Below are 20,719 nucleotides of genomic sequence, written 5' to 3'. Positions count from 1 at the left end.
AATCGAATAAATGATGAGACCGCTATGACCTATCGCGTAATTGCTCTGGATTTGGACGGCACCCTATTAGATCACCAGAAACGTATCCTGCCAGAATCGCTGTCAGCATTGGCTGAAGCCCGCGCCGCCGGAGTGAAAGTGGTGGTGGTGACCGGCCGTCATCACGTGGCGATTCACCCGTTTTATCAGGCTTTAGCGCTAGATACGCCAGCCATTTGCTGCAACGGAACCTATCTCTACGATTATCAGGCGAAGCAGGTATTAGCTTCCGATCCGCTATCAGCTCAACAGGCGGTTCAGGTAATTCAGCTACTGGATCACGCCGAGATTCATGGCCTGATGTACGTGGATGACGCCATGCTGTATCAACATCTTAACGGCCACGTTAGCCGCTCGATTAACTGGGCCGGAAATTTACCTGAACATCAGCGTCCGGCGATCGTACATGTGAATAGCCTGCACGACGCGGCTCGCAGCGCCAGTTCCATCTGGAAATTCGCCACATCCCACGCCGATACCAACAAACTGCAAGCCTTCGCCACTATGGTGGAAGACGAATTGGGTCTGGCTTGCGAATGGTCGTGGCACGATCAGGTGGATGTTGCACAGGCAGGCAATAGTAAAGGCAAGCGTCTGCAGCAGTGGGTTGAATCTCAAGGAATGAGCATGAAGGAAGTCATTGCCTTCGGCGATAACTTTAACGATTTGAGTATGCTGGAAGCCGCCGGTTTGGGCGTGGCAATGGGTAACAGCGCCGATGCCATTAAACAGCGTGCCGATCTGGTGATCGCGGATAACGAGCAGCCGGGTATCGCCGCCGCCATTCGTCAGCATGTATTAGCGTGATGAGTTCGGAAATCCAGAATTGATTCATCAAAAGGCTCCACTTATGGAGCCTTTTCGCTGATAAAGACCTGAGGAAAATCGCGCGCGGGCAACAAACTTCCCGTCATTCCCCTTTGCGGTTAAACGAAACGCTTTTGATCTGAGCGTACACCCATTGACCCGGTTTTAGCGCCAGTTCATCGCGCGCCCACGGAGTAATTCGCGCCCATAGCCACTGTTCCCCGATCGCTAGCTTCACGTCAACCTGACCGTCTACGTCCAGACATTCCGCCACTTTCGCCGGAATAATATTGCGAATACTGCTGTTATGCGACGGTTGTAACACCAAAGACACATCGGCAGCGTTGATTTTAATCCGCAGCATACTGTCCAGCTCGGCGTCCACATGACCTACCCACAAACGCTGATCGCCCAACGCCAGCGCGGTCATAGCGTAACGTTCATGATGGCCAATCACCGCCACTCGCAGAATGCTGCTCGGTTCTTCTCGCTGTAGCCAAGGGCGCAAAGCGCTACTGGCCCAGACTTCCTCTAAACCGCCGACTGCGCGCACTTTTCCTGCATCCATGACCACCACCCGATCCGCCAGCCGCAAAATCTCATCCATGCTATGGCTGACGTACAGAATGGGAATATTGACGTCATGAGCCAAACGCTCCAGATAAGGCAGTAACTCGCGCTTGCGCGGTAAATCCAGCGAGGCTAAAGGCTCATCCATCAACAGCAACTCCGGCGCAGTCAGCAAAGCGCGGCCAATCGCTACCCGCTGTTTTTCACCGCCGGATAACGTCATGGGAAAGCGGGATAATAACGGCGCGATTCCCAATAGATTCACGATGGTGTCGAACTGGGAACGCATCGATGCCGCCATGCCGTATTGCAAATTACCGCGTACCCGATAATGCGGGAATAGGCGTGCATCCTGAAACACATAACCGACTTTACGTTTCTCTGGTGGTAAATAGATCTGTTTTTCCGCATCCACCAACACCCGACCGTTCAGCACAACCCGGCCTTGCTGCGGCTTGCTTAACCCACCCACCACGTTAATCAGCGAGGTTTTCCCCGCGCCGGACAGCCCAAAAATGGCCGTAATGCCCTGCGCAGGCAGTTCGGCGTTGACCTGCAGATTCAGGTCGCCCAGTTGCTGGCTAAAATCCAGTACTAACATGCGGCCCCCATGCGTTTTTTACCCCAACGCGCTAACCATTCGGAGAGCAACAGCGAAACCAGCGACAGCAAAATAGCGATCACGCACAGCCGCGCCGCAGCCGCTTCGGCACCCGGTGTTTCGATCAAGGTATACATGGCCAGCGGGATAGTTCGGGTTTGCCCTGGAATATTGGATACAAAGGTGATAGTGGCGCCGAATTCCCCCAGTGAACGAGCAAATGCCAGCACCGTACCGGCAATCACACCGGGTAGGGAAAGTGGCAGAGTTATAGTGAAAAACACCCGCCACGGATTGGCACCTAACGTACGGGCGGCCAGCTCCAATCGGGTATCCACCGCTTCCAACGCCAGCCGAATGGCTCGCACCATCAGCGGGAAGGCAACCACCGCCGAGGCCAGTGCCGCTCCGCGCCAGCTAAAGCTGAAATTAATCCCAAACCAGCTATATAGCCATTCGCCTATTACACCGCGTCGCCCCATACTGATCAGCAATAAATAGCCAATGACCACCGGCGGCAGCACCAGTGGCAAATGAATAATACTGTCTAACAATGATTTACCGGGGAAACGGCAGCGGACTAGAATCCATGCCATCAGAATGCCTAACGGCAGACTACAGGCGACCGCGACGCCCGAAACTTTCAGGCTAAGCACTATCGCCTGCCATTCATACTCACTCAATATCATTAGCGTGGGGTAAATCCATAACGTTTGAAAACAGCCGCCGCTTCTGGGCCTTTCAGATAATCATAAAAAGCGCTAACCGTGGCGTTCTCATGGCCTTTGACAATTGCCATTGGGTATTCAACCGGCTTATGACTTTGCTCCGGGAATACACCCACAACTTTCACTTTGTTACTGGCTATGGCGTCAGAGCCGTAAACAATACCCAAAGGCGCTTCTGCGCGCTCAACCAGTGCCATCGCGCTACGCACGTTGTTAGCACGAGCCATTTCCGGAGAGAGAGTTGTCCAGGCACCTAAATATTCCAATGCTTCTTTTGCATAAATCCCAGCGGGTACATGATCCGGATCGCCCACGGCCAGACGACCGCCGTCTAACAGTTTTTTCCATTCGGTTTGTTTATCGATGGAGACTTTATCAATTTTGCTGTCTTTTGGCGCAATCAGCACCAATTTATTACCGAGCAAAGTGTAGCGGGTATTATCAACAATTTGCTTTTTATCAATGGCATAATCCATCCACTGCTGATCGGCAGAGATAAACAGATCGGCGGGCGCGCCCTGCTCAATCTGGCGGGCCAACGTAGATGAAGAGGCATAAGAAGCCACCACGTCGACATCTTTCTCTTTATGATACTGACTGGAAATGTCCTGTAGCGCATTGGTCAGAGAAGCGGCAGCGAAGACGGTGATATTTTCAGCCGCCGCGGCTTGCCCAGATAAAGTTGCAGCCACAACCGCGCCTAGTGCCCATTTACCCCATTGTTTTTTCATTTTCTGCTCCGAGTGAATATATCGTTATGTAATGAACAATATAACGTAAGCAAATAACAGGGTCATGCAGTTTATCGGCAAGCTGTGACAGATCTTGAGTTGTTAGCGATAGGACAGAAATAATGGCAGAAATAACGTGGGATAACAGAAACGAAAACGCCCGGTTGAAACCCTTTCGTTTAACGGCCGCAACTTGTGCAACAGCTAAACCAATTGGGGAAATCAACCGGGCATTCTTGAATTTCAGGTCGCTGCGAAGAAAAACTCAACGCAGAAGGAGCATGTCATTAGCCCCGTTCTTTACCGTGGCCTGTTTTGGAGATGACGTTAAACACCTCACCTAAACCATAAATCAGCCCCAGGATAACGGCCATTACCACCGGTACCATAACCACGGCAAAGACCAAACTTTTCAATAATTCCACGATGGTAGCCTCATTTAACTGCTCGTTGAGCGGTATACTACACCACTTTCAATAATTCACTTTAAACCATATTTGAAGTGAATAAGCCCTATTATTTTAGCAACTGACAAAAAAATGTAACCAGCCAAAAGTGCGATTTGCGCCCCCGCACGCCAATCGGTCACAATGGCGCTTTTACTGCCGGAGCCAAAATGACCATGCAAGCCGAAATTCTTCTTACGCTAAAGCTTCAGCAGCGTCTTTTTGCTGACCCGCGCCGCATCGCCCTACTCAAGCAGGTCAGGTTGACAGGTTCCATCAGTCAAGGAGCCAAGCTGGCGGGCATTAGCTATAAAAGTGCCTGGGATGCCATCAATGAAATGAATACTCTGGCCGAAGAAACGCTGGTGGATCGCGCAACCGGAGGGAAAGGCGGTGGCGGCGCGCGTTTAACCCGCTATGGCGAACGCTTGATTCAACTTTACGAATTACTCGAGCAAATTCAGCAAAAAGCTTTCGATACCTTGAAAGATGATTCACTGCCGCTGGACAGCCTGCTAGCAGCAATCTCCCGCTTCTCCTTACAAACCAGCGCCCGCAATCAGTTCTTTGGCACGGTCACTGAGCGGGATCATCATCAGGTTCAGCAACACATCAATATTCTCCTGGCAGATGGAAAAACTCGTCTTTCCGCCGCTGTCACTCAACAAAGCGCCGATCGCCTGCAACTGGCAACAGGCAAAGAGGTGCTGGCGCTGATTAAGGCCCCTTGGGTGAAATTAGCCACCGATCCAGCGCTGGCAGGAGCAGCAGACAACTCATTGCCCGGCATCGTCGCCAGCATAGAGCCAGGAAGCGACTACAGTGAAGTGATTGTTACCCTTCACGGCGGAGCCAGTTTGTGCGCCACCTTATCCAATCAAGAGTTACATAAACTGAATCTACATAATGGCGCGCAAGTTATCGCCCAGTTCAACGCCGATCGAGTCATTATCGCCACGCTTTGTTAGCACAGTTTCCTTATCTGTACGCTGCGTTACCGGCGCAGTCGTGCAGATTTGTCATTTGACTTTCCCCACTAATCCGCTTATCCCTTAACGTAAATACGTTGCGGAAAATGGGAGGAATGATGTCAGAGTTGCATATAGCGCAAGGTTGTTTTCGTTTAAGCGATATCCGAACGCTGAATCTTCCAGATCTGCATATTCACTCTGGTGATAGCTGGGCCTTTGTCGGCGCTAACGGCAGCGGTAAATCAGCGTTAGCCAGAGCGCTCTCCGATGAGTTAATTCTCCTGACCGGCAGTCGCAGCAGCGATTTTCGGCATATTGTGCGTTTATCGTTCGAGCAACTTCAGCAGTTAGTCAGCGAAGAATGGCAACGCAACAATACCGATATGCTCAGTCAGGATGAAGACGATACCGGCCGTACCACCGCGGAAATTATTCAGGATCAGGTCACCAACCCGCAGCGCTGCCAGCGGTTAGCGCAGCAGTTTGGTATCGGTCATTTGTTATCTCGCCGCTTTAAATACCTTTCTACCGGAGAAACCCGCAAAGCCCTGCTCTGTCAGGCTCTGATGCCGCAGCCTGATATGTTAGTGCTGGATGAGCCTTTTGACGGATTGGATGTCGCCGCTAGAGAACAGCTGGCGCGACATCTGGCGGAACTGTCCGCTGAAGGCGTGACGCTGATATTAGTGCTCAACCGATTCGATGATATTCCTGATTTTATTCAAAAAGTGGGAGTATTGGCCGATTGCCATTTAGTCAGTTTAGGTGAACGTAAGCAGGTTTTAGCCGAAGCCCTAGTCGCCCAACTGGCTCACAGTGAAAACTTGGATGGACTATCCCTGCCGGAAGCAGAAGACCCGCAGCAACAACCTTCATTAGCAGTAGATAATCCGTTAATTATTCTGCGAAATGGCGTGGTGGAGTACAACGACCGTCCCATTTTGCACAATCTGAGCTGGCAGGTAAATCGCGGCGAGCACTGGCAGATTATTGGCCCAAACGGAGCGGGAAAATCCACGCTACTGAGCCTGATTACCGGCGACCATCCGCAGGGCTACAGTAATGATCTGACGCTATTTGGTCGTCGTCGCGGCAGCGGGGAAACCATCTGGGATATCAAACGCCATATCGGTTATGTCAGCAGCAGCCTGCATTTGGATTATCGCGTCAGCGCCAGCCTGCGTAATGTGATTATTTCCGGTTTCTTTGATTCCATTGGTATTTATCAGACAGTTTCCGATCGACAGCGGCAGTTGGCAGATAAATGGTTGGCGTTGCTCGGTTTGTCCGGCGCGGCAGCTGACCAGCCGTTTCACAGTCTGTCATGGGGACAGCAACGGCTGGCGCTGATTGCCAGATCTTTGGTAAAACATCCGGCACTGTTGATATTAGATGAACCGTTGCAAGGGCTGGATCCGCTGAACCGTTTGTTAGTGCGGCGTTTTATTGATGTCATGATTGGCGAAGGAGAAACCCAGCTGTTATTTGTCTCTCATCACGCTGAAGACGCGCCAGAGTGCATAACTCATCGTTTAAGTTTTATTGCCGACGGCGATATTTATCGCTACCAGTTTAGCCAACTACCTGATTAGAGCGTTACCTTAAGGGCAATTGGCGCAGTTCGGACTGGCAAATCGGCTTGTCGACAACTGACCCGACCTTTTAATCCATTTCATTATGTTATTATTTATGCCGATCGATAGACATCGATCGGATTTACATTCAGTGCCAGGGCTATCGGCGCTGAATCTATCACTAAATTCAACACATAAAGGGACTAGTCTATGTGGGGCGTTCTTGCTGCTTCGTTACTCTTTTTGCCATTTAACCGGATCATCGCCCTGTTACTTTTGGCTATTACTTTAGGTATTGCCACTGCGACCGGCGTACTGACCTTACCGGCCATCACCGCACTGTTGTTAATTCTGCTCGCCTCGTTAGCATTGCAAAAATACCGCCAGATAACCTGGCTGGCTGGCGGATTAGAGTTGCTATTGGTAGCGGCTTCTGTGGCGCTGTTCTTCCATTACATTCCGGGTTTCAACAATCTGAAAGTACTGGATAAAGTGCAGATCGGGCCACTCAGCGCCCCGTTCTCAATGTATTACAATCTGGACAAAGCTCTGATTCCCTTTGTTCTGTTAAGCTGCTTGCCGGGCTTATTTGTTGCTAAAAAACATCCTTCCGTAGGGAAAGTCGGTTGGGCTGTATTGGTGCTGGCTGTTCCAGCACTGTTGCTGCTGGCAGTGGGTTTAGGCGGCCTGAAAATCGAACTGCACACGCCAGAATGGCTCGGTACTTTTGTTATCGGCAACCTGTTCTTTGTCTGTCTGGTTGAAGAAGCGCTGTTCCGCTGCTACCTGCAACAGCGTTTAAGCCAGTGGCTTGGTGCATTTCCCGCTCTGATTATTGCTTCATTACTATTTGGTGCAGCGCATTATCCCGGAGGCCCCCTGTTGATGGTCTTCGCAGCGCTAGCCGGCGTGATTTACGGTCTGGCATGGATGTGGAGTGGCCGCCTGTGGATCGCCGTTGCCTTCCATTTCGCGCTGAATCTGACTCATCTGCTGTTCTTTACCTACCCGTTGGCACTGCATCACTAGGCAGATCTGCCACACTGAATTCATCAACCGGCAGGACATTCCTGTCGGTTAGGTGGATGAAAGCGTTACCATAATGCTACACTTATTCCTCCCCTCTTATGCCCTTCAGACTGACTGTATGCCTGCTGTTCAATGCCTTATTGAATATGAGTGTAAACGATTCCATTTTTGATGTTAGATCACTTTTTTACCGTTATTGGCGTGGTATCTTCATCTCATAAGTACGATTCAGGAGCTTTGTATGTATGTTTTAGTGACAGGTGGTAGCGGTTACATAGGCAGCCACACTTGTGTGCAGCTAATTGAAGCGGGCTATACGCCAATCGTTATCGACAACCTATGCAACAGCAAATCCAGCGTATTAAAACGCATCCATCAATTAACGGGGCAATCGCCACTGTTTTATCAGGGTGACCTTCGCGACCGCGCACTACTGGATCATATCTTTAGCCAGCATACTATCGGTTCAGTGATTCACTTTGCCGGTTTAAAAGCCGTCGGCGAATCGGTAAATAAACCCTTGGCCTACTACGATAATAACGTCTGCGGCACGCTGGTATTGCTGGAAGCTATGGCTGCAGCCGGGGTTAAAAACTTTATTTTCAGCTCCTCCGCCACGGTTTACGGCGATCAACCCAAGATCCCTTATGTCGAAAGCTTCCCCACGGGCATTCCCTCTAGTCCCTACGGCAAAAGCAAACTGATGGTCGAAAATATTCTGCAAGACCTCCAGCGTGCCGATGCCGCATGGAACATGACTATTTTGCGCTATTTCAATCCGGTTGGCGCCCATCCGTCCGGGCTGATGGGCGAAGATCCGCAGGGTGTACCCAATAATCTAATGCCGTTTATTGCGCAGGTCGCCGTCGGCCGACGCGATTCTCTGGCCGTTTTCGGCAATGACTATCCCACCGCCGATGGCACCGCTGTGCGAGATTATATTCACGTTGTAGATTTAGCCGATGGTCACGTTGCAGCACTGAAAAAATGCCACAACCGAGCTGGAGTACATATTTATAACCTCGGTGGCGGTCGCGGCCACAGCGTGCTGGACGTGGTGAATGCCTTCAGCAAAGCCTGCGGTAGACAGCTGACGTACCATTTTGCTCCACGTCGCGAAGGCGACCTTGCCGCTTATTGGGCAGACCCAACCAAAGCTGCCGAGGATCTGGATTGGCGCGTACAGCGCTCACTGGACGAAATGGCTATCGATACCTGGCGCTGGCAATCACAAAATCCTCAAGGTTATCCTGATTAAGGAAGAAAAATGACTGGCTTTAATCCCGTGGATCATCCACACCGTCGCTATAATCCATTGAGCGATCAATGGATTCTCGTTTCTCCCCATCGGGCCAAGCGCCCGTGGCAAGGGCAGCAAGAACCATTGACCACGGGAGAACAGCCCGCTCACGATCCTGATTGTTTTTTGTGTCCGGGTAATTTACGGGTGACCGGTGATGCGAACCCGAATTATTCCGGCACTTATGTATTTACCAATGATTTCGCCGCATTGATGCCGGATACACCCGATGCGCCGGAAACCGCCGATCCTCTGATTCGCTGCCAAAGCGCGCGCGGTACCAGTCGGGTGGTTTGTTTCTCCCCCGATCACAGTAAATCCCTGCCGTTACTTTCTCTGCCTGAACTGGCCGGCGTGGTGAAAAGCTGGCAGGAGCAAAGCGCGGAATTAGGCCAATCCTATCCGTGGGTCCAGGTTTTTGAGAATAAAGGCGCGGCGATGGGCTGCTCTAACCCGCACCCCCATGGTCAAATCTGGGCCAACAGTTTCCTGCCCAACGAGGCCGAACGAGAAGATCGGCTGCAAAAAAACTATTTTGAACAGCATTCATCGCCACTGTTACTGGATTACGTCCGTCGGGAAGCCGCCGACGGCAGCCGAACCGTGGTAGAAACCGAGCACTGGCTGGCCGTCGTGCCTTATTGGGCCGCCTGGCCTTATGAAACTTTACTGCTACCTAAAGCCCAGGTCATGCGGATCGATGAGCTCACCTCGGAACAGCAGACCGACTTGGCACTGGCGCTGAAAAAACTGACCAGCCGCTACGATAATTTATTCTCCTGCTCCTTTCCCTATTCCATGGGTTGGCACGGGGCGCCCTACAACGATACAGACAATCGCCACTGGCAATTACATGCACATTTTTATCCGCCGCTGCTGCGTTCAGCTACGGTGCGAAAATTTATGGTGGGTTACGAAATGTTGGCGGAAAGCCAGCGCGATCTTACGGCTGAACAGGCGGCTGAGCACCTGCGGGCAGTCAGTGATGTTCATTATCGAGAAGCTGGAGTTCAATAATGTCTTTAAAACAACATACCCAGGCCGTTTTTAGCCAATTTTTTACCAAAGAACCCGCCCTGACCATTCAGGCACCCGGTCGGGTCAACTTGATTGGCGAACACACGGATTACAATGACGGATTCGTGCTGCCCTGCGCGATCGATTACGCCACGGTTATTAGCATGGCGAAACGTGATGATCGACAGATTCGTGTGATTGCCGCAGATTATGATAACCAGCAAGATATATTTTCTCTCGATGAACCTATCGTTAGCCACCCTGAACTGCGCTGGGCCAACTACGTGCGCGGCGTGGTGAAACATCTGTTGCTGCGAAACCGTGATTTTGGCGGTGCCGATCTGGCGATCAGCGGCAATGTGCCTCAAGGTGCCGGTTTAAGTTCCTCTGCATCGTTGGAAGTCGCGGTAGGTCAGGCATTCCAGGCACTCTATCAGCTCCCGCTCAGCGGCGTGGAACTGGCGCTCAACGGTCAGGAAGCAGAAAACCAGTTTGTCGGTTGTAACTGCGGCATTATGGATCAATTAATCTCGGCATTGGGCAAGCAGGATCAGGCGTTGCTGATCGACTGCCGCTCGCTGGAAACCCGCCCGGTTGCTATGCCAAAAAACGTCGCCGTAGTCATAATCAATTCCAATGTAAAGCGGGGTCTGGTCGATAGCGAGTACAACACTCGTCGCCAACAATGCGAAGCTGCCGCTCGCTTCTTTGGTGTAAAAGCCCTGCGCGACGTCACTCCGGCACAGTTCCGGGCCAATCAGAGCGAAATGGAACCGATAGTTGCCAAACGCGCACGCCATATTATTAGTGAGAATGCGCGCACGCAGGCTGCCGCCGATGCTCTGGCTCTTGGCGATCTGACATTAATGGGCCAGCTAATGCAGGAGTCTCATATCTCCATGCGTGATGATTTCGAAATTACCGTGCCAGCCATTGATACGTTGGTCGATATTGTGAAATCTGTCATTGGTGAGCGAGGTGGTGTCCGTATGACCGGAGGCGGCTTCGGCGGCTGCATTGTCGCGCTGATGCCTCAGGATTTAGTCGAGCAAGTACGTGCGACCGTCGCTCTGGAATATCCGCAAAAAACCGGCGGTATGCGGGAAACATTCTATGTTTGTCAGGCTTCGGCAGGAGCCGGAATATGCTGAAAAATGCATTAGCGCCGGACGGCCAGCCGTTCCAGTTAACCGAATTACGCAACAAATCAGGCATGTCGGTGAGCCTGATGGACTGGGGCGCAACCTGGCTTTCGGCTGTTTTTCCGCTTAACGATGGGGGCCGACGTGAATTGCTGCTAGGCTGCCCGAATCCGGAAGATTACCCGCGGCAAGGTGCCTATTTGGGTGCCACCGTGGGCCGCTACGCCAACCGCATTGCTCAGGCTCAATTGCAGCGTAACGGACAGGTTTTTCCTCTGGTCGCCAACAGTGGTCCAAACCAGTTACACGGCGGGCCGGAAGGGTTCCACGCCCGGCGCTGGCAGATTATTCATCAGGATAAACGTCAGGTTTGTTATCAATTGCATTCCCCTGATGGCGATCAGGGTTTTCCTGGCAATTTGATCGTCGAAACTCACTATCGGTTAACCGATGACAATCGGCTGGAAATTGATTATCAGGCCTCGGTCGACCAGCCTTGCCCAATTAATCTGACCAACCACGCCTATTTCAATCTGGATGGTAAAAGTCGCGACGCACGACAACATCGGCTGCAACTTTTCGCCGATCGTTACCTGCCGGTGGACACTACAGGCCTTCCGGCGGAACCTTTAGCCAGCGTAGAACACAGCGGTATGGATTTTCGCCAGCCAAAAACGCTAGCACAGGATTTCCTCAAAGATCCCTGCCAACAACGGGTTAAAGGCTACGATCACGCCTATTTGCTCCACCGAACCTGCGGCGCAATCGACAGCCCTGCGGCTCATGTATGGTCAGCCGATGGCAAAGTCAAAATGAGCGTATTTACCTCCGCACCGGCAATACAGCTGTATAGCGGTAATTTCCTGAATGGAACACCGGCTCGACTCGGCGGAACTTACGCTAATTATGCAGGTATAGCGCTGGAAAGTGGATTTTTACCCGATAGCCCTAATCATCCGGAATGGCCACAGCCCGACTGTTGGGTCACTCCGGACAAACGCTACCGCGCGACCACGGTTTATCAATTTACGGCGCTGTAATACCTTTAAAATAAAGTATTCACGACCACACATTCTCCGTAACATATTGTTTACGGAGAGTTTTCTTTCCTTCCACCCCGCCTTCTGGCATAAGATATAACTGATTTTTCGCCCGTTCCTACCCTTCCTCAACGACGCCGACTACGCTTAGAGTCATCCGTAAAGCCAATAACAGGCAACTCCATGATTTGAGGTAGCTATCTCTCATCGTGAAATCAGCCTGTGTTAATGGCTCGCGACGGATCGATATTCATTCTGCTTACTGAACCAAAAGGAAATGTTATGCGCCTGACTACATTGTGGTTGTTATCCGCGGGGCTTTTGCTCAGCGCAAACGTAATGGCTGCCGATACGGCAAAAACGCCTTCTCCGGCTCAACTGGCACAGCAGAAAAAAATGACTGACTGTAACCACGAAGCCACCAGCAAGGCGCTGAAAGGTGACGACCGTAAGAAATTCATGAGCACCTGCCTGAAAGCCGGTGCACCAGTGGCACCGGCGGCAATGACACCGCAGCAGGAAAAAATGAAATCCTGTAACGCCGAAGCCAAAACCAAAGATCTGAAAGGCGATAGTCGCAAAACCTTCATGAGCACCTGCCTGAAAAAAGCTGCGTAATCCAGTTTCATTGCTAGATGTGGCGCTGCGGGGTATGTTTAGTACCCCGTTTGTTCGCTGCATAGACTTATAGACGAATCGATTCGGCAAAGAGTCTTACTTTGCGGCAAAAAATTGGCTATGGTTAAACACAATCGATTGCTGTTCGCAGTAATCCCGCAATATAATGATAATAGTTATCATTGAATAAGTTAGACATCTGAGGAGTTCGAACTATGGCAGTAACAAAGCTGGTTCTGGTACGTCACGGCGAAAGTCAGTGGAACAACGAAAACCGCTTCACTGGCTGGTATGACGTTGATCTGTCAGAAAAAGGCCGTACCGAAGCAAAAGCGGCAGGTAAGCTGTTAAAAGACGAAGGCTTCACGTTTGACTTCGCTTACACCTCCGTACTGAAACGCGCTATCCACACCCTGTGGAGCATTCTGGATGAACTGGACCAGGCTTGGTTGCCTACCGAAAAATCCTGGAAACTGAATGAACGTCATTACGGCGCGCTGCAAGGCCTGAACAAAGCTGAAACCGCTGCAAAATACGGTGACGAGCAGGTTAAACAATGGCGTCGTGGCTTTGCCATCACTCCGCCAGAGTTGAGCAAAGAAGACGAACGTTTCCCAGGACACGATCCGCGTTACGCAAAACTGTCTGACAAAGAGCTGCCAACGACCGAGAGTCTGGCACTGACCATCGAACGCGTTATTCCTTATTGGAACGAAGAAATCAAACCGCGCATCGCTAGCGGTGAGCGCGTTATTGTTGCTGCTCACGGTAACTCTCTACGTGCGCTGGTTAAATATCTGGACGATTTGAGCGAAGATGAAATTCTTGAGCTGAATATCCCAACTGGCGTGCCGTTGGTTTATGAATTTGACGAAAATCTGAAGCCAATCAAACGTTACTATCTGGGCAATGCCGACGAAATCGCAGCGAAAGCAGCTGCCGTGGCTAACCAAGGTAAAGCGAAGTAATTCGCCGGATGAATTTCATCCATAAAAAACCCCGCTCCGGCGGGGTTTTTATTCTCGGTACTCACTGATACCCACTATTTCTACGTCAATTTGTTAGTCGCGACGGGCTTTCACCGCGTTTGCCAACTGTTTTAGCAGAACTTCAGTATCTTCCCAACCAATACAGGCATCGGTGATACTTTTGCCATAGACCAGCGGCTCACCGCTTTCCAGACTCTGATTACCTTCCACCAAATGGCTTTCGATCATCACGCCCATAATCGCTTTTTCGCCCTCAGCTACCTGACGACATACGTCGGTGCCAACTTCCATTTGTTTCTTGAATTGTTTGCTGCTGTTGGCATGGCTAAAATCAATCATGATTTGCGCTGCCAGATTGGCCTTATTCAGCCCTTCTTTCACCGCACTCACGTGCGCAGCGCTGTAATTTGGCTCTTTACCACCGCGCAGGATGATATGGCAATCGCTGTTACCGGCAGTGTTAACGATTGCGGAGTGGCCCCATTTCGTCACAGACAGGAAGCAGTGAGGTGCACCCGCGGCATTGATCGCATCAATCGCCACTTTAATGGTGCCATCGGTGCCATTTTTGAAACCAACCGGACAAGACAGGCCAGAAGCCAGCTCGCGATGCACCTGAGATTCGGTAGTTCGCGCGCCTATAGCGCCCCAGCTCATCAAATCAGCCAGATACTGCGGCGTAATCATATCCAGAAACTCACCGGCAGCTGGTAATCCACTGTCATTGATATCCAACAGCAGTTTACGCGCCAGACGCAGGCCTTCATTGATATCGTAGCTGTTATCCATGTGCGGATCGTTAATCAGGCCTTTCCAGCCCACGGTGGTACGCGGTTTTTCAAAATACACGCGCATAACCACTTCCAACTCACCGCTCAGTTCTTCCCGCAGTTTCAGCAAGCGCGCAGCATATTCTTTTGCTGCTTCAGTGTCATGAATTGAACAAGGGCCGATAACCACCAGCAGACGATCGTCCGCACCACGCAGAATGTGATGAATCGCATTGCGGGCCTGAGCGACGGTTTCTGCCGCGCGAGTGCTGGCTGGGAACTTTTCTAACAGCGCAACAGGGGGCAGGAGTTCCTTAATTTCATTAATCCGTAAATCATCATTCTGGTAATTCATAGCTCTTCCATTCAGTCTTATGACAATCATTGCATATTTGAGGTTTCAACCAATCTAGCCTGTCAATGGAACGCTGTAAATCTACTTTATCGCTTTAGGTATACCACTTAGGTTCAGTCCCTAAATCCAGCCCTCCGCCAGGCGCATATGCGGCTAAAAATAACCTGTATCTACCGATCAGAAACATTGATACTTATTTGTTTGCTATCTATAGGAAATATACTTATTTTAATTAGTTATTTTATTAACAATTATAAATATTTCCCTATTCGTCTGTACTTATCTCACTCATAATGAATTTAGCAAAGTTATTATTTGGGATGATATATATATCAGAGGATAAAAGGACACTATGCCAAGGCTGCTCTTAGTTGATGACCATCCCGTTGTACACGTCGCCCTTGAAGCCGCGCTGCTTCAATCGGCCATTCCTTATCAATTGCAAAGTGTCTCCGACGACCAGCAGGCAGTCCAGCGTCTAGCCGAACAGCCTTTTGAATTGCTGATCCTCGACATCGGCTTACCGCAAGTAGACGGCCTGCAATTCCTGCGCAGAATTCGACGCCATTACCCCGAGCTTCCGGTGATCGTCTATACCTCGCAAGAGACAGAGGTATACGCTAAAATGGCTCACAGCGCCGGTGCTCAAGGATTTGTGCACAAAGGTAGCCAGATGACTCACCTGTTAGATGCCATAGGCCAGGTACTCGCAGGTAATACCGCTTTCCCGGAAGAAATTTCTTTTGTTACCTCGGCAGATAATTATGAAAAACATAATCTCACGCCAAAAGAAATCCAGATATTGGGCCTATTAGCGAAAGGGAACTCCAATTTGCATATTGCGCAAATGTTAAACATCAGTAATAAAACCGTCAGTACGCATAAAAAGAATATTTTGAATAAAACTGGGGCGGCGAATCTTCTTGAATTAATTGCCGTATTTAACGATCTACAGCCATGAAATTCATTTGGTTGCTCCTGACCCTTATTCAGTTCTGCCTGCCTACGGGAGCGATTGCCGCCGAACCGGTACGCTATAATCTGGTTAGTAGCATCAACGTCCCCACCGATCAGACCTTTGCTACGCTGAAGAATGACTGGCACGGCAAAACCCTGCGTGTGGGGATTTTGAGCGATAACCTCAGCCCCTACAATATTATCGTTGATGACGATCTCTATGGCCTGAACGCCGACTATCTAAACTATATTCATCAAGCCACCGGTGCCCATATTGCCATTTACGGCTTTACCGATCTGGCGCAGCTCAATCTGGCAATTAAAAACAAACAGATCGACCTGCTATTTGGCATACCGCAAAATGCCTTTACGCCTAACCTGTTCTCTTCTGCCCCTTATTACGTCAGTAATTTACGCGTACTGCGCAACCGGCAAAATAACCGTTCCATTATGCTGAACTCGGAAAATGCCCGAATTGCCATCAGCAAAATTACCGGTATGCAGGCTTATGACGAAATAAATAGCCAGACGGCCAACGTACGCTTATTCGACAGTAATTTACAGGCGGTTTACTCATTATTAAATGGCACCAATGATTACTTTATTGCCGATGAAACCAGCGCCAGTTTTATTATCGATCAGCTACAGCTCGGGCAGATCTATCAGGTTGAAAGCGCGATTAAATTAGGCAATTTATCCTTTGTTTTTGCCTCTACCGATAAACCGTTAATTGAGATGCTCGATCAGGTTATCAGCAATTTGCCCATGTCGATGGCCAATGTTATTCAGAATCGCTGGAGCAAAAAAATTCCCAGCTATCTGGATACCGGCAACGCCGACCTTTCGCAGTTGGAACAGGAATGGGTGAAGAAAAATCCGCGGATTTACTATGCCGCAATCGAAAATGACTACCCTTTCAGCTATCGAGGTTCTGACGACGAGCCTCATGGTTATATCGTTGATATTATTAATATCATAGCTCAAAATACCGGGCTGGAATTCGCTCCGGTCTGGAGCAGCAACCCGCAACAGGCAGACCAGCAGGTCAGCGATAAACAGGCATTATTCCGAGCCGTATTGCCATTAACCCGGGGTTTTAAAGAACAATACGACAGCACCACTCCCATTCATCGGGCTTTGTGGGGCGTTTATGTAAGCGAATACGCTAACAATATTTCTACCTGGAAGGATTTAGAGGGGAAGAGTATTGGCGTAGTGAATGGAAATCTGGGGCAACACCTGATTCCCGACGGTTTTAGCGTAGTCAGTTTTGAGAACAGTAAAGCCCTTTACAATGCTCTGGCGAATGGTCAGGTCGATGCATTGATTGATAACGTAATTTCCGCCAACTTTATTGTCCTATCTCGCTATGCCGGCGCGATAAAACTGGCCTTTGCCGCTAACAACATCGCTTATCCCATTGCGTTTGGCGTGCGCCGTGACACGCCACTATTGCTGTCTATTCTCAATAAAAATCTGCTGCAAATTCCGCCAGCCACTCTGCAATCGCTGCGCGAAGGCTGGACCTCGGATCGCAGCAGTTTGATAGATGCGGTGAATGATAATCGCATGATACCGCAAACCGGTTGGTTGCTAACCTTACTGGGGCTGATTATTGCCGGGTTACTCTTTGTATTGCTACGACGTTTCATTCAGCAGCGAAAAGAGCAACGGGAGCGGAATTGGTTGGAACAGGCGCGCCGCGAGGCAGAGGCCGCCAATAGTAAGAAAAGTCGTTTTCTGGCGATGATTAGCCACGAATTACGCACGCCGATGCACGCTATTCTGGGGTTGCTGGAGCTGGAGTTAAAGCAGGCTAATCATCAGAAGGATAACTTACCGGTGATATACAGTTCGGCCTCATCCTTATTGAGCTTGCTCAATGACTTACAGGATTACGCCAAGCTCGAAACCGGCAGCCTGCAACTGAATCCTAAACCGACGCCACTGGAACCGTGGATCGGGCATATCCGCGCCGTTTATCAACCGCTTTTGGGAATGCGCCCAATTAGCTTCGCTGTCAGCCAGAGTGAGTCCTTACCGGGGGCGATTTTGGTGGATGGAGGCCGACTGCTTCAGGTGATCAATAATCTGATTACCAATGCGATTAAATTCACCCAAAGCGGAGAAATTAACGTCAATATTCAGTGGCAGCCTCAAACAGATACCCACGGCAAACTATTATTGCAGGTTAAAGACAGCGGCTGCGGTATCGCCGCCAAAGACCTGCCTCACCTGTTCCAGCCATTTTATCGCGCTGGAAATAGCAAAAGCTTGTCGGTACAAGGCAGCGGTTTAGGTTTATCCATTTGCAAAGAAATCATTGAACGTATGGGAGGCGAGATTAACTTGACCTCGGTATACGGTCAGGGTACGCAGGTAGACATCAGCCTGCCCGCCACCCTAACAGAGGAAGAACCGGCGGTTAGCCTGCCGTCACAGCAATCGCAGGTGCCATTGACGGCGCTACAACCGTTAAGAATCGCGGTTGTGGACGACCATCCAACCAATTTACTGCTTATGCAGCAACAGCTAAACCACTTAGGTATGTCGTCAGAATTGTTTGAGAATGGTCGAGATTTCCTTAAAGCCCACCGCCAGCAACCCTTTGATTTATTGTTTATTGATTACAATATGCCGCATCCGGACGGTTTTACGCTGGCAAAAATCATCCGCTATATCGAACGTCAGCAAGATCAAGCTCCGGCAAAAATCATTCTTTGTTCTGCCGATGTGCAAGAATTCACCCGAATTCTGCCGGGAAAAGTGGCGATTGATCACTGGCTGACCAAACCCATATCTCTGGCTGCCATTGAAAATATTTTACGTGTGGAAGCGACCACTCTTGCTGCACCGACCGATTTCAGCGATCTGGAGAAAACTCTCCAATCATTGGCGCATCAAAATAGTGAGATGATGCACAAACTGACTAGCACGCTGCTCGATTCCCTCATCCAGGATAAACAGCTACTTAGCCAGCCAGATGCTTCTCTTTCCACTATAGAGAAAGCCGCCCATAGAACTAAAGGCAGCTTCCTGATTTTACAGCACGCGCCAGAGGCTGAATTGTGTCAGCAGGTAGTTATTCAATGCCAGCAAGGAAAAATTACCGAGGAAACCTATACTCAGTTATTGAAGATACTAGATGAAACAATTGATAAGTTGAATAAGATATCTTCAATACTCACTTAGCAAACCATCAGCAGATGGTTTTGATAACCCAAAGTATCAGCTAGGTTTTGTCGTAAATTGCTTTGTCAAAATCCAGGATGAATGATGACAACAACTCCAAACTCCCCGAAAAACAGTAACAGTAAGCGCCTACTTATCGCCTTTATCGTGACGACCGTATTTATGGTTGCGGAAGCGATAGGTGGCTGGCTATCTGGTTCACTGGCTCTGTTGGCAGACGCCGGCCATATGCTGACTGATTCAGCCGCGCTATTTATCGCACTGATGGCGGTTCGCTTTTCTCGCCGTAAACCTGACGCCAACCATACCTTTGGCTATCTGCGCTTAACGACGGTAGCCGCCTTTGTCAATGCAGCCGCGTTATTACTGATCGTGGTATTTATTTTATGGGAAGCCGCTAGCCGTTTCTTTACGCCGCATGAGGTGATGGGCACGCCAATGCTGATCGTCGCCGTTGCTGGTCTGTTAGCCAACTTATTTTCTCTGTGGATTTTGCGCGGCGATGGCGAGGAGCAAAATATCAACGTCCGCGCTGCCATGCTGCACGTTATCGGTGACTTTTTAGGCTCTGTCGGGGCAATTGTGGCGGCAATTGTGATTTTAACCACCGGCTGGATGCCTATCGACCCGATCTTGTCCGTGCTGGTTTCAATGCTGGTTTTACGCAGCGCGTGGGGCCTGCTGAAAGAGAGTTTTCATGAATTGCTGGAAGGCGCACCGCAGGATGTGGATATCGATAAATTACGCAAATCGCTCTGCCTGAATATTAGTGAAGTCCGTAACGTTCATCATGTGCATCTATGGAAAGTCGGTGAACAACGGGTGATGACCTTGCATGTGCAGGTGATTCCGCCGCGCGATCACGATGAGTTGCTGCAACGCATTCAGCATTATTTACTGCATCACTATCAGATTGGGCACGCCACGATTCAGATGGAATATCAGCACTGTGAAGAACCAGACTGCGATATTAATCAAGCCGCGACTTCCGCTAGCGCTCACCATCATCACCACTAAATCGTTAGTATCCGTGCCTGACAGCAGCCGCAATGCCGCTGTCAGGCCTTTATATCAAAAGTAAATACTGACTTAACTCTGAACGGCTAATGGTTGCGAATGATTCTCTCTGGCGGCTTTAATCCACAGCCACGAGCCATTCAGGGCAATCAACGTCAGGATGACGTATTCCAGCGCCATCACGTAAACGCCTTGATAGGTAAAAATCACCACGCTAATCAGATCGATAACCACCCAAACCAGCCAGTTTTCCACGTATTTTCGCGTCATCAGAATCATTGCCACAATGGATAACACCATCATGGTTGAGTCCCAGAACGGGAAAGAATCCGGTTCCAAATGCGGCACCTGAACGTTGGCTCCGAATGCCTGCATAATGGCGACGGTTATTCCTGTCAGCCAGGCAAAGACGCGATCAATATTGAATGTCATCAGTGCAATACCGATGACGCACACAGCGCCCCATCCCAACGCTTTTGGCAGTGAAAGCCAGCGAATTTTCAGCTCGATCTGATTATCGGTGGTCTGACGACTCCACGCATACCAACCGTAAATATTGGCACCAAAGAAGAACACTTGAAGCAACAGGCTGGCGTACAGCTGAATCTGGAAGAAAATGACGGCAAATAACGTCACGTTAATCAGGCCAAACAGATAGTTAATAATTTTCTCTTTGCTGGCGAACCAAATACACAGCAAACCAAATAAAGTGCCAATGGCTTCAATCCACGATAAATCGTATCCCTGTACGCCCAGCGGGATATGCACCAATATGTTACCCGTACTGAAAAAGTCCATCCGATAATCCTTTTAGTTAACCGCCGAA

General features: G+C 49.9%; 19 protein-coding genes. 13 read left to right on the top strand and 6 right to left on the bottom strand.

Features of this window, described 5'->3' with window-relative positions; all coding sequences use genetic code 11:
- Positions 1 to 24 precede the first annotated feature (24 nt).
- Positions 25 to 846: a pyridoxal phosphatase gene (locus tag PL78_RS01680; protein ID WP_064512578.1), complete on the top strand. Its 822-nt coding sequence runs from the start codon at positions 25 to 27 to the stop codon at positions 844 to 846.
- Between the two features lie 103 nt (positions 847 to 949).
- Here PL78_RS01680 and modC read toward each other — a convergent pair whose 3' ends face one another.
- The 4 genes from modC to PL78_RS01660 all read right to left on the bottom strand — a co-directional run bounded on the left by modC (position 950) and on the right by PL78_RS01660 (position 3,904).
- Positions 950 to 2,017, bottom strand: coding sequence for a molybdenum ABC transporter ATP-binding protein ModC (gene modC, locus PL78_RS01675; protein ID WP_064512576.1), 1,068 nt, complete (start codon positions 2,015 to 2,017; stop codon positions 950 to 952).
- Complete coding sequence (modB, locus tag PL78_RS01670) at positions 2,011 to 2,706, bottom strand: molybdate ABC transporter permease subunit (protein ID WP_049596699.1); 696 nt, start codon at positions 2,704 to 2,706, stop codon at positions 2,011 to 2,013. The genes modC and modB overlap by 7 nt, the downstream gene beginning before the upstream one ends.
- Positions 2,706 to 3,476 carry a molybdate ABC transporter substrate-binding protein gene (gene modA / locus PL78_RS01665; RefSeq protein WP_064512574.1) on the bottom strand — a complete coding sequence of 257 codons (771 nt, stop codon included), beginning with the start codon at positions 3,474 to 3,476 and terminating at the stop codon, positions 2,706 to 2,708. Before modA ends, modB begins: the two co-directional genes overlap by 1 nt.
- Before the next feature lie 287 nt (positions 3,477 to 3,763).
- Complete coding sequence (locus PL78_RS01660; RefSeq protein ID WP_064512572.1) at positions 3,764 to 3,904, bottom strand: AcrZ family multidrug efflux pump-associated protein; 141 nt, start codon at positions 3,902 to 3,904, stop codon at positions 3,764 to 3,766.
- 194 nt (positions 3,905 to 4,098) lie between these two features.
- Between PL78_RS01660 and modE the strand changes: the two genes are divergently transcribed.
- From modE to gpmA, 9 genes are all read left to right on the top strand, one after another.
- A complete protein-coding gene (modE, locus tag PL78_RS01655) occupies positions 4,099 to 4,890 on the top strand; it encodes a molybdenum-dependent transcriptional regulator (protein WP_064518197.1) in 792 nt (263 codons plus the stop codon).
- Between the two features lie 119 nt (positions 4,891 to 5,009).
- Positions 5,010 to 6,485: a molybdate ABC transporter ATP-binding protein ModF gene (gene modF / locus PL78_RS01650; protein WP_064512569.1), complete on the top strand. Its 1,476-nt coding sequence runs from the start codon at positions 5,010 to 5,012 to the stop codon at positions 6,483 to 6,485.
- A 192-nt stretch (positions 6,486 to 6,677) separates the two neighbouring features.
- The gene (locus tag PL78_RS01645; protein WP_064512567.1) at positions 6,678 to 7,496 is read left to right on the top strand and encodes a CPBP family intramembrane glutamic endopeptidase; all 819 of its coding nucleotides are present in this window, start codon (positions 6,678 to 6,680) and stop codon (positions 7,494 to 7,496) included.
- A gap of 241 nt (positions 7,497 to 7,737) precedes the next feature.
- On the top strand, positions 7,738 to 8,754 hold the full coding sequence (gene galE / locus PL78_RS01640) for a UDP-glucose 4-epimerase GalE (RefSeq protein ID WP_064512565.1): 1,017 nt from the start codon (positions 7,738 to 7,740) through the stop codon (positions 8,752 to 8,754).
- Between the two features lie 9 nt (positions 8,755 to 8,763).
- Positions 8,764 to 9,813 carry a galactose-1-phosphate uridylyltransferase gene (galT, locus tag PL78_RS01635; RefSeq protein ID WP_064512563.1) on the top strand — a complete coding sequence of 350 codons (1,050 nt, stop codon included), beginning with the start codon at positions 8,764 to 8,766 and terminating at the stop codon, positions 9,811 to 9,813.
- On the top strand, positions 9,813 to 10,964 hold the full coding sequence (galK, locus tag PL78_RS01630; protein WP_064512561.1) for a galactokinase: 1,152 nt from the start codon (positions 9,813 to 9,815) through the stop codon (positions 10,962 to 10,964). The genes galT and galK overlap by 1 nt, the downstream gene beginning before the upstream one ends.
- Positions 10,958 to 11,995 (top strand): galactose-1-epimerase, encoded by a 1,038-nt coding sequence (gene galM, locus PL78_RS01625; protein ID WP_064512558.1) that lies wholly within the window; start codon positions 10,958 to 10,960, stop codon positions 11,993 to 11,995. The genes galK and galM overlap by 7 nt, the downstream gene beginning before the upstream one ends.
- 282 nt (positions 11,996 to 12,277) lie before the next feature.
- Positions 12,278 to 12,613 carry a PsiF family protein gene (locus PL78_RS01620; protein ID WP_064512556.1) on the top strand — a complete coding sequence of 112 codons (336 nt, stop codon included), beginning with the start codon at positions 12,278 to 12,280 and terminating at the stop codon, positions 12,611 to 12,613.
- Positions 12,614 to 12,828: 215 nt separating this feature from the next.
- Complete coding sequence (gene gpmA / locus PL78_RS01615; RefSeq protein WP_049596709.1) at positions 12,829 to 13,581, top strand: 2,3-diphosphoglycerate-dependent phosphoglycerate mutase; 753 nt, start codon at positions 12,829 to 12,831, stop codon at positions 13,579 to 13,581.
- 93 nt (positions 13,582 to 13,674) lie between these two features.
- Here gpmA and aroG read toward each other — a convergent pair whose 3' ends face one another.
- On the bottom strand, positions 13,675 to 14,727 hold the full coding sequence (gene aroG, locus PL78_RS01610; protein WP_064512554.1) for a 3-deoxy-7-phosphoheptulonate synthase AroG: 1,053 nt from the start codon (positions 14,725 to 14,727) through the stop codon (positions 13,675 to 13,677).
- A gap of 352 nt (positions 14,728 to 15,079) precedes the next feature.
- On the opposite strand from aroG, the gene PL78_RS01605 reads away from it, so the two are divergent.
- The 3 genes from PL78_RS01605 to zitB all read left to right on the top strand — a co-directional run bounded on the left by PL78_RS01605 (position 15,080) and on the right by zitB (position 19,893).
- Positions 15,080 to 15,688, top strand: a complete 609-nt coding sequence (locus tag PL78_RS01605; RefSeq protein ID WP_064512548.1) for a response regulator — start codon at positions 15,080 to 15,082, stop codon at positions 15,686 to 15,688.
- Positions 15,685 to 18,876, top strand: a complete 3,192-nt coding sequence (locus PL78_RS01600; RefSeq protein WP_064512546.1) for an ATP-binding protein — start codon at positions 15,685 to 15,687, stop codon at positions 18,874 to 18,876. Before PL78_RS01605 ends, PL78_RS01600 begins: the two co-directional genes overlap by 4 nt.
- 84 nt (positions 18,877 to 18,960) lie before the next feature.
- Positions 18,961 to 19,893 (top strand): CDF family zinc transporter ZitB, encoded by a 933-nt coding sequence (gene zitB / locus PL78_RS01595; RefSeq protein WP_064512543.1) that lies wholly within the window; start codon positions 18,961 to 18,963, stop codon positions 19,891 to 19,893.
- Positions 19,894 to 19,965: 72 nt separating this feature from the next.
- Here zitB and pnuC read toward each other — a convergent pair whose 3' ends face one another.
- Positions 19,966 to 20,691, bottom strand: a complete 726-nt coding sequence (gene pnuC, locus PL78_RS01590) for a nicotinamide riboside transporter PnuC (RefSeq protein WP_064512541.1) — start codon at positions 20,689 to 20,691, stop codon at positions 19,966 to 19,968.
- Between the last annotated feature and the right edge of the window lie 28 nt (positions 20,692 to 20,719).

Origin of the sequence: Yersinia entomophaga (assembly GCF_001656035.1) — a bacterium.
In the GTDB taxonomy this organism is placed as follows: domain Bacteria; phylum Pseudomonadota; class Gammaproteobacteria; order Enterobacterales; family Enterobacteriaceae; genus Yersinia; species Yersinia entomophaga.
The sequence above is the reverse complement of the archived record's forward strand: the minus strand, read 5'-3'. Positions and strand labels throughout refer to the sequence as shown.

What these genes read in the sequence shown, in the direction of transcription:
- PL78_RS01680 (WP_064512578.1), top strand. Translation starts at nt 25, where the DNA reads ATGACCTATCGCGTAATTGCTCTGGATTTGGACGGCACCCTATTAGAT.
- modB (WP_049596699.1), bottom strand. Translation starts at nt 2,706, where the DNA reads ATGATATTGAGTGAGTATGAATGGCAGGCGATAGTGCTTAGCCTGAAA.
- galM (WP_064512558.1), top strand. Translation starts at nt 10,958, where the DNA reads ATGCTGAAAAATGCATTAGCGCCGGACGGCCAGCCGTTCCAGTTAACC.
- modE (WP_064518197.1), top strand. Translation starts at nt 4,099, where the DNA reads ATGCAAGCCGAAATTCTTCTTACGCTAAAGCTTCAGCAGCGTCTTTTT.
- PL78_RS01620 (WP_064512556.1), top strand. Translation starts at nt 12,278, where the DNA reads ATGCGCCTGACTACATTGTGGTTGTTATCCGCGGGGCTTTTGCTCAGC.
- galK (WP_064512561.1), top strand. Translation starts at nt 9,813, where the DNA reads ATGTCTTTAAAACAACATACCCAGGCCGTTTTTAGCCAATTTTTTACC.
- PL78_RS01645 (WP_064512567.1), top strand. Translation starts at nt 6,678, where the DNA reads ATGTGGGGCGTTCTTGCTGCTTCGTTACTCTTTTTGCCATTTAACCGG.
- modF (WP_064512569.1), top strand. Translation starts at nt 5,010, where the DNA reads ATGTCAGAGTTGCATATAGCGCAAGGTTGTTTTCGTTTAAGCGATATC.
- galE (WP_064512565.1), top strand. Translation starts at nt 7,738, where the DNA reads ATGTATGTTTTAGTGACAGGTGGTAGCGGTTACATAGGCAGCCACACT.
- modA (WP_064512574.1), bottom strand. Translation starts at nt 3,476, where the DNA reads ATGAAAAAACAATGGGGTAAATGGGCACTAGGCGCGGTTGTGGCTGCA.
- PL78_RS01600 (WP_064512546.1), top strand. Translation starts at nt 15,685, where the DNA reads ATGAAATTCATTTGGTTGCTCCTGACCCTTATTCAGTTCTGCCTGCCT.
- pnuC (WP_064512541.1), bottom strand. Translation starts at nt 20,691, where the DNA reads ATGGACTTTTTCAGTACGGGTAACATATTGGTGCATATCCCGCTGGGC.
- gpmA (WP_049596709.1), top strand. Translation starts at nt 12,829, where the DNA reads ATGGCAGTAACAAAGCTGGTTCTGGTACGTCACGGCGAAAGTCAGTGG.
- galT (WP_064512563.1), top strand. Translation starts at nt 8,764, where the DNA reads ATGACTGGCTTTAATCCCGTGGATCATCCACACCGTCGCTATAATCCA.
- aroG (WP_064512554.1), bottom strand. Translation starts at nt 14,727, where the DNA reads ATGAATTACCAGAATGATGATTTACGGATTAATGAAATTAAGGAACTC.
- PL78_RS01605 (WP_064512548.1), top strand. Translation starts at nt 15,080, where the DNA reads ATGCCAAGGCTGCTCTTAGTTGATGACCATCCCGTTGTACACGTCGCC.
- zitB (WP_064512543.1), top strand. Translation starts at nt 18,961, where the DNA reads ATGACAACAACTCCAAACTCCCCGAAAAACAGTAACAGTAAGCGCCTA.
- modC (WP_064512576.1), bottom strand. Translation starts at nt 2,017, where the DNA reads ATGTTAGTACTGGATTTTAGCCAGCAACTGGGCGACCTGAATCTGCAG.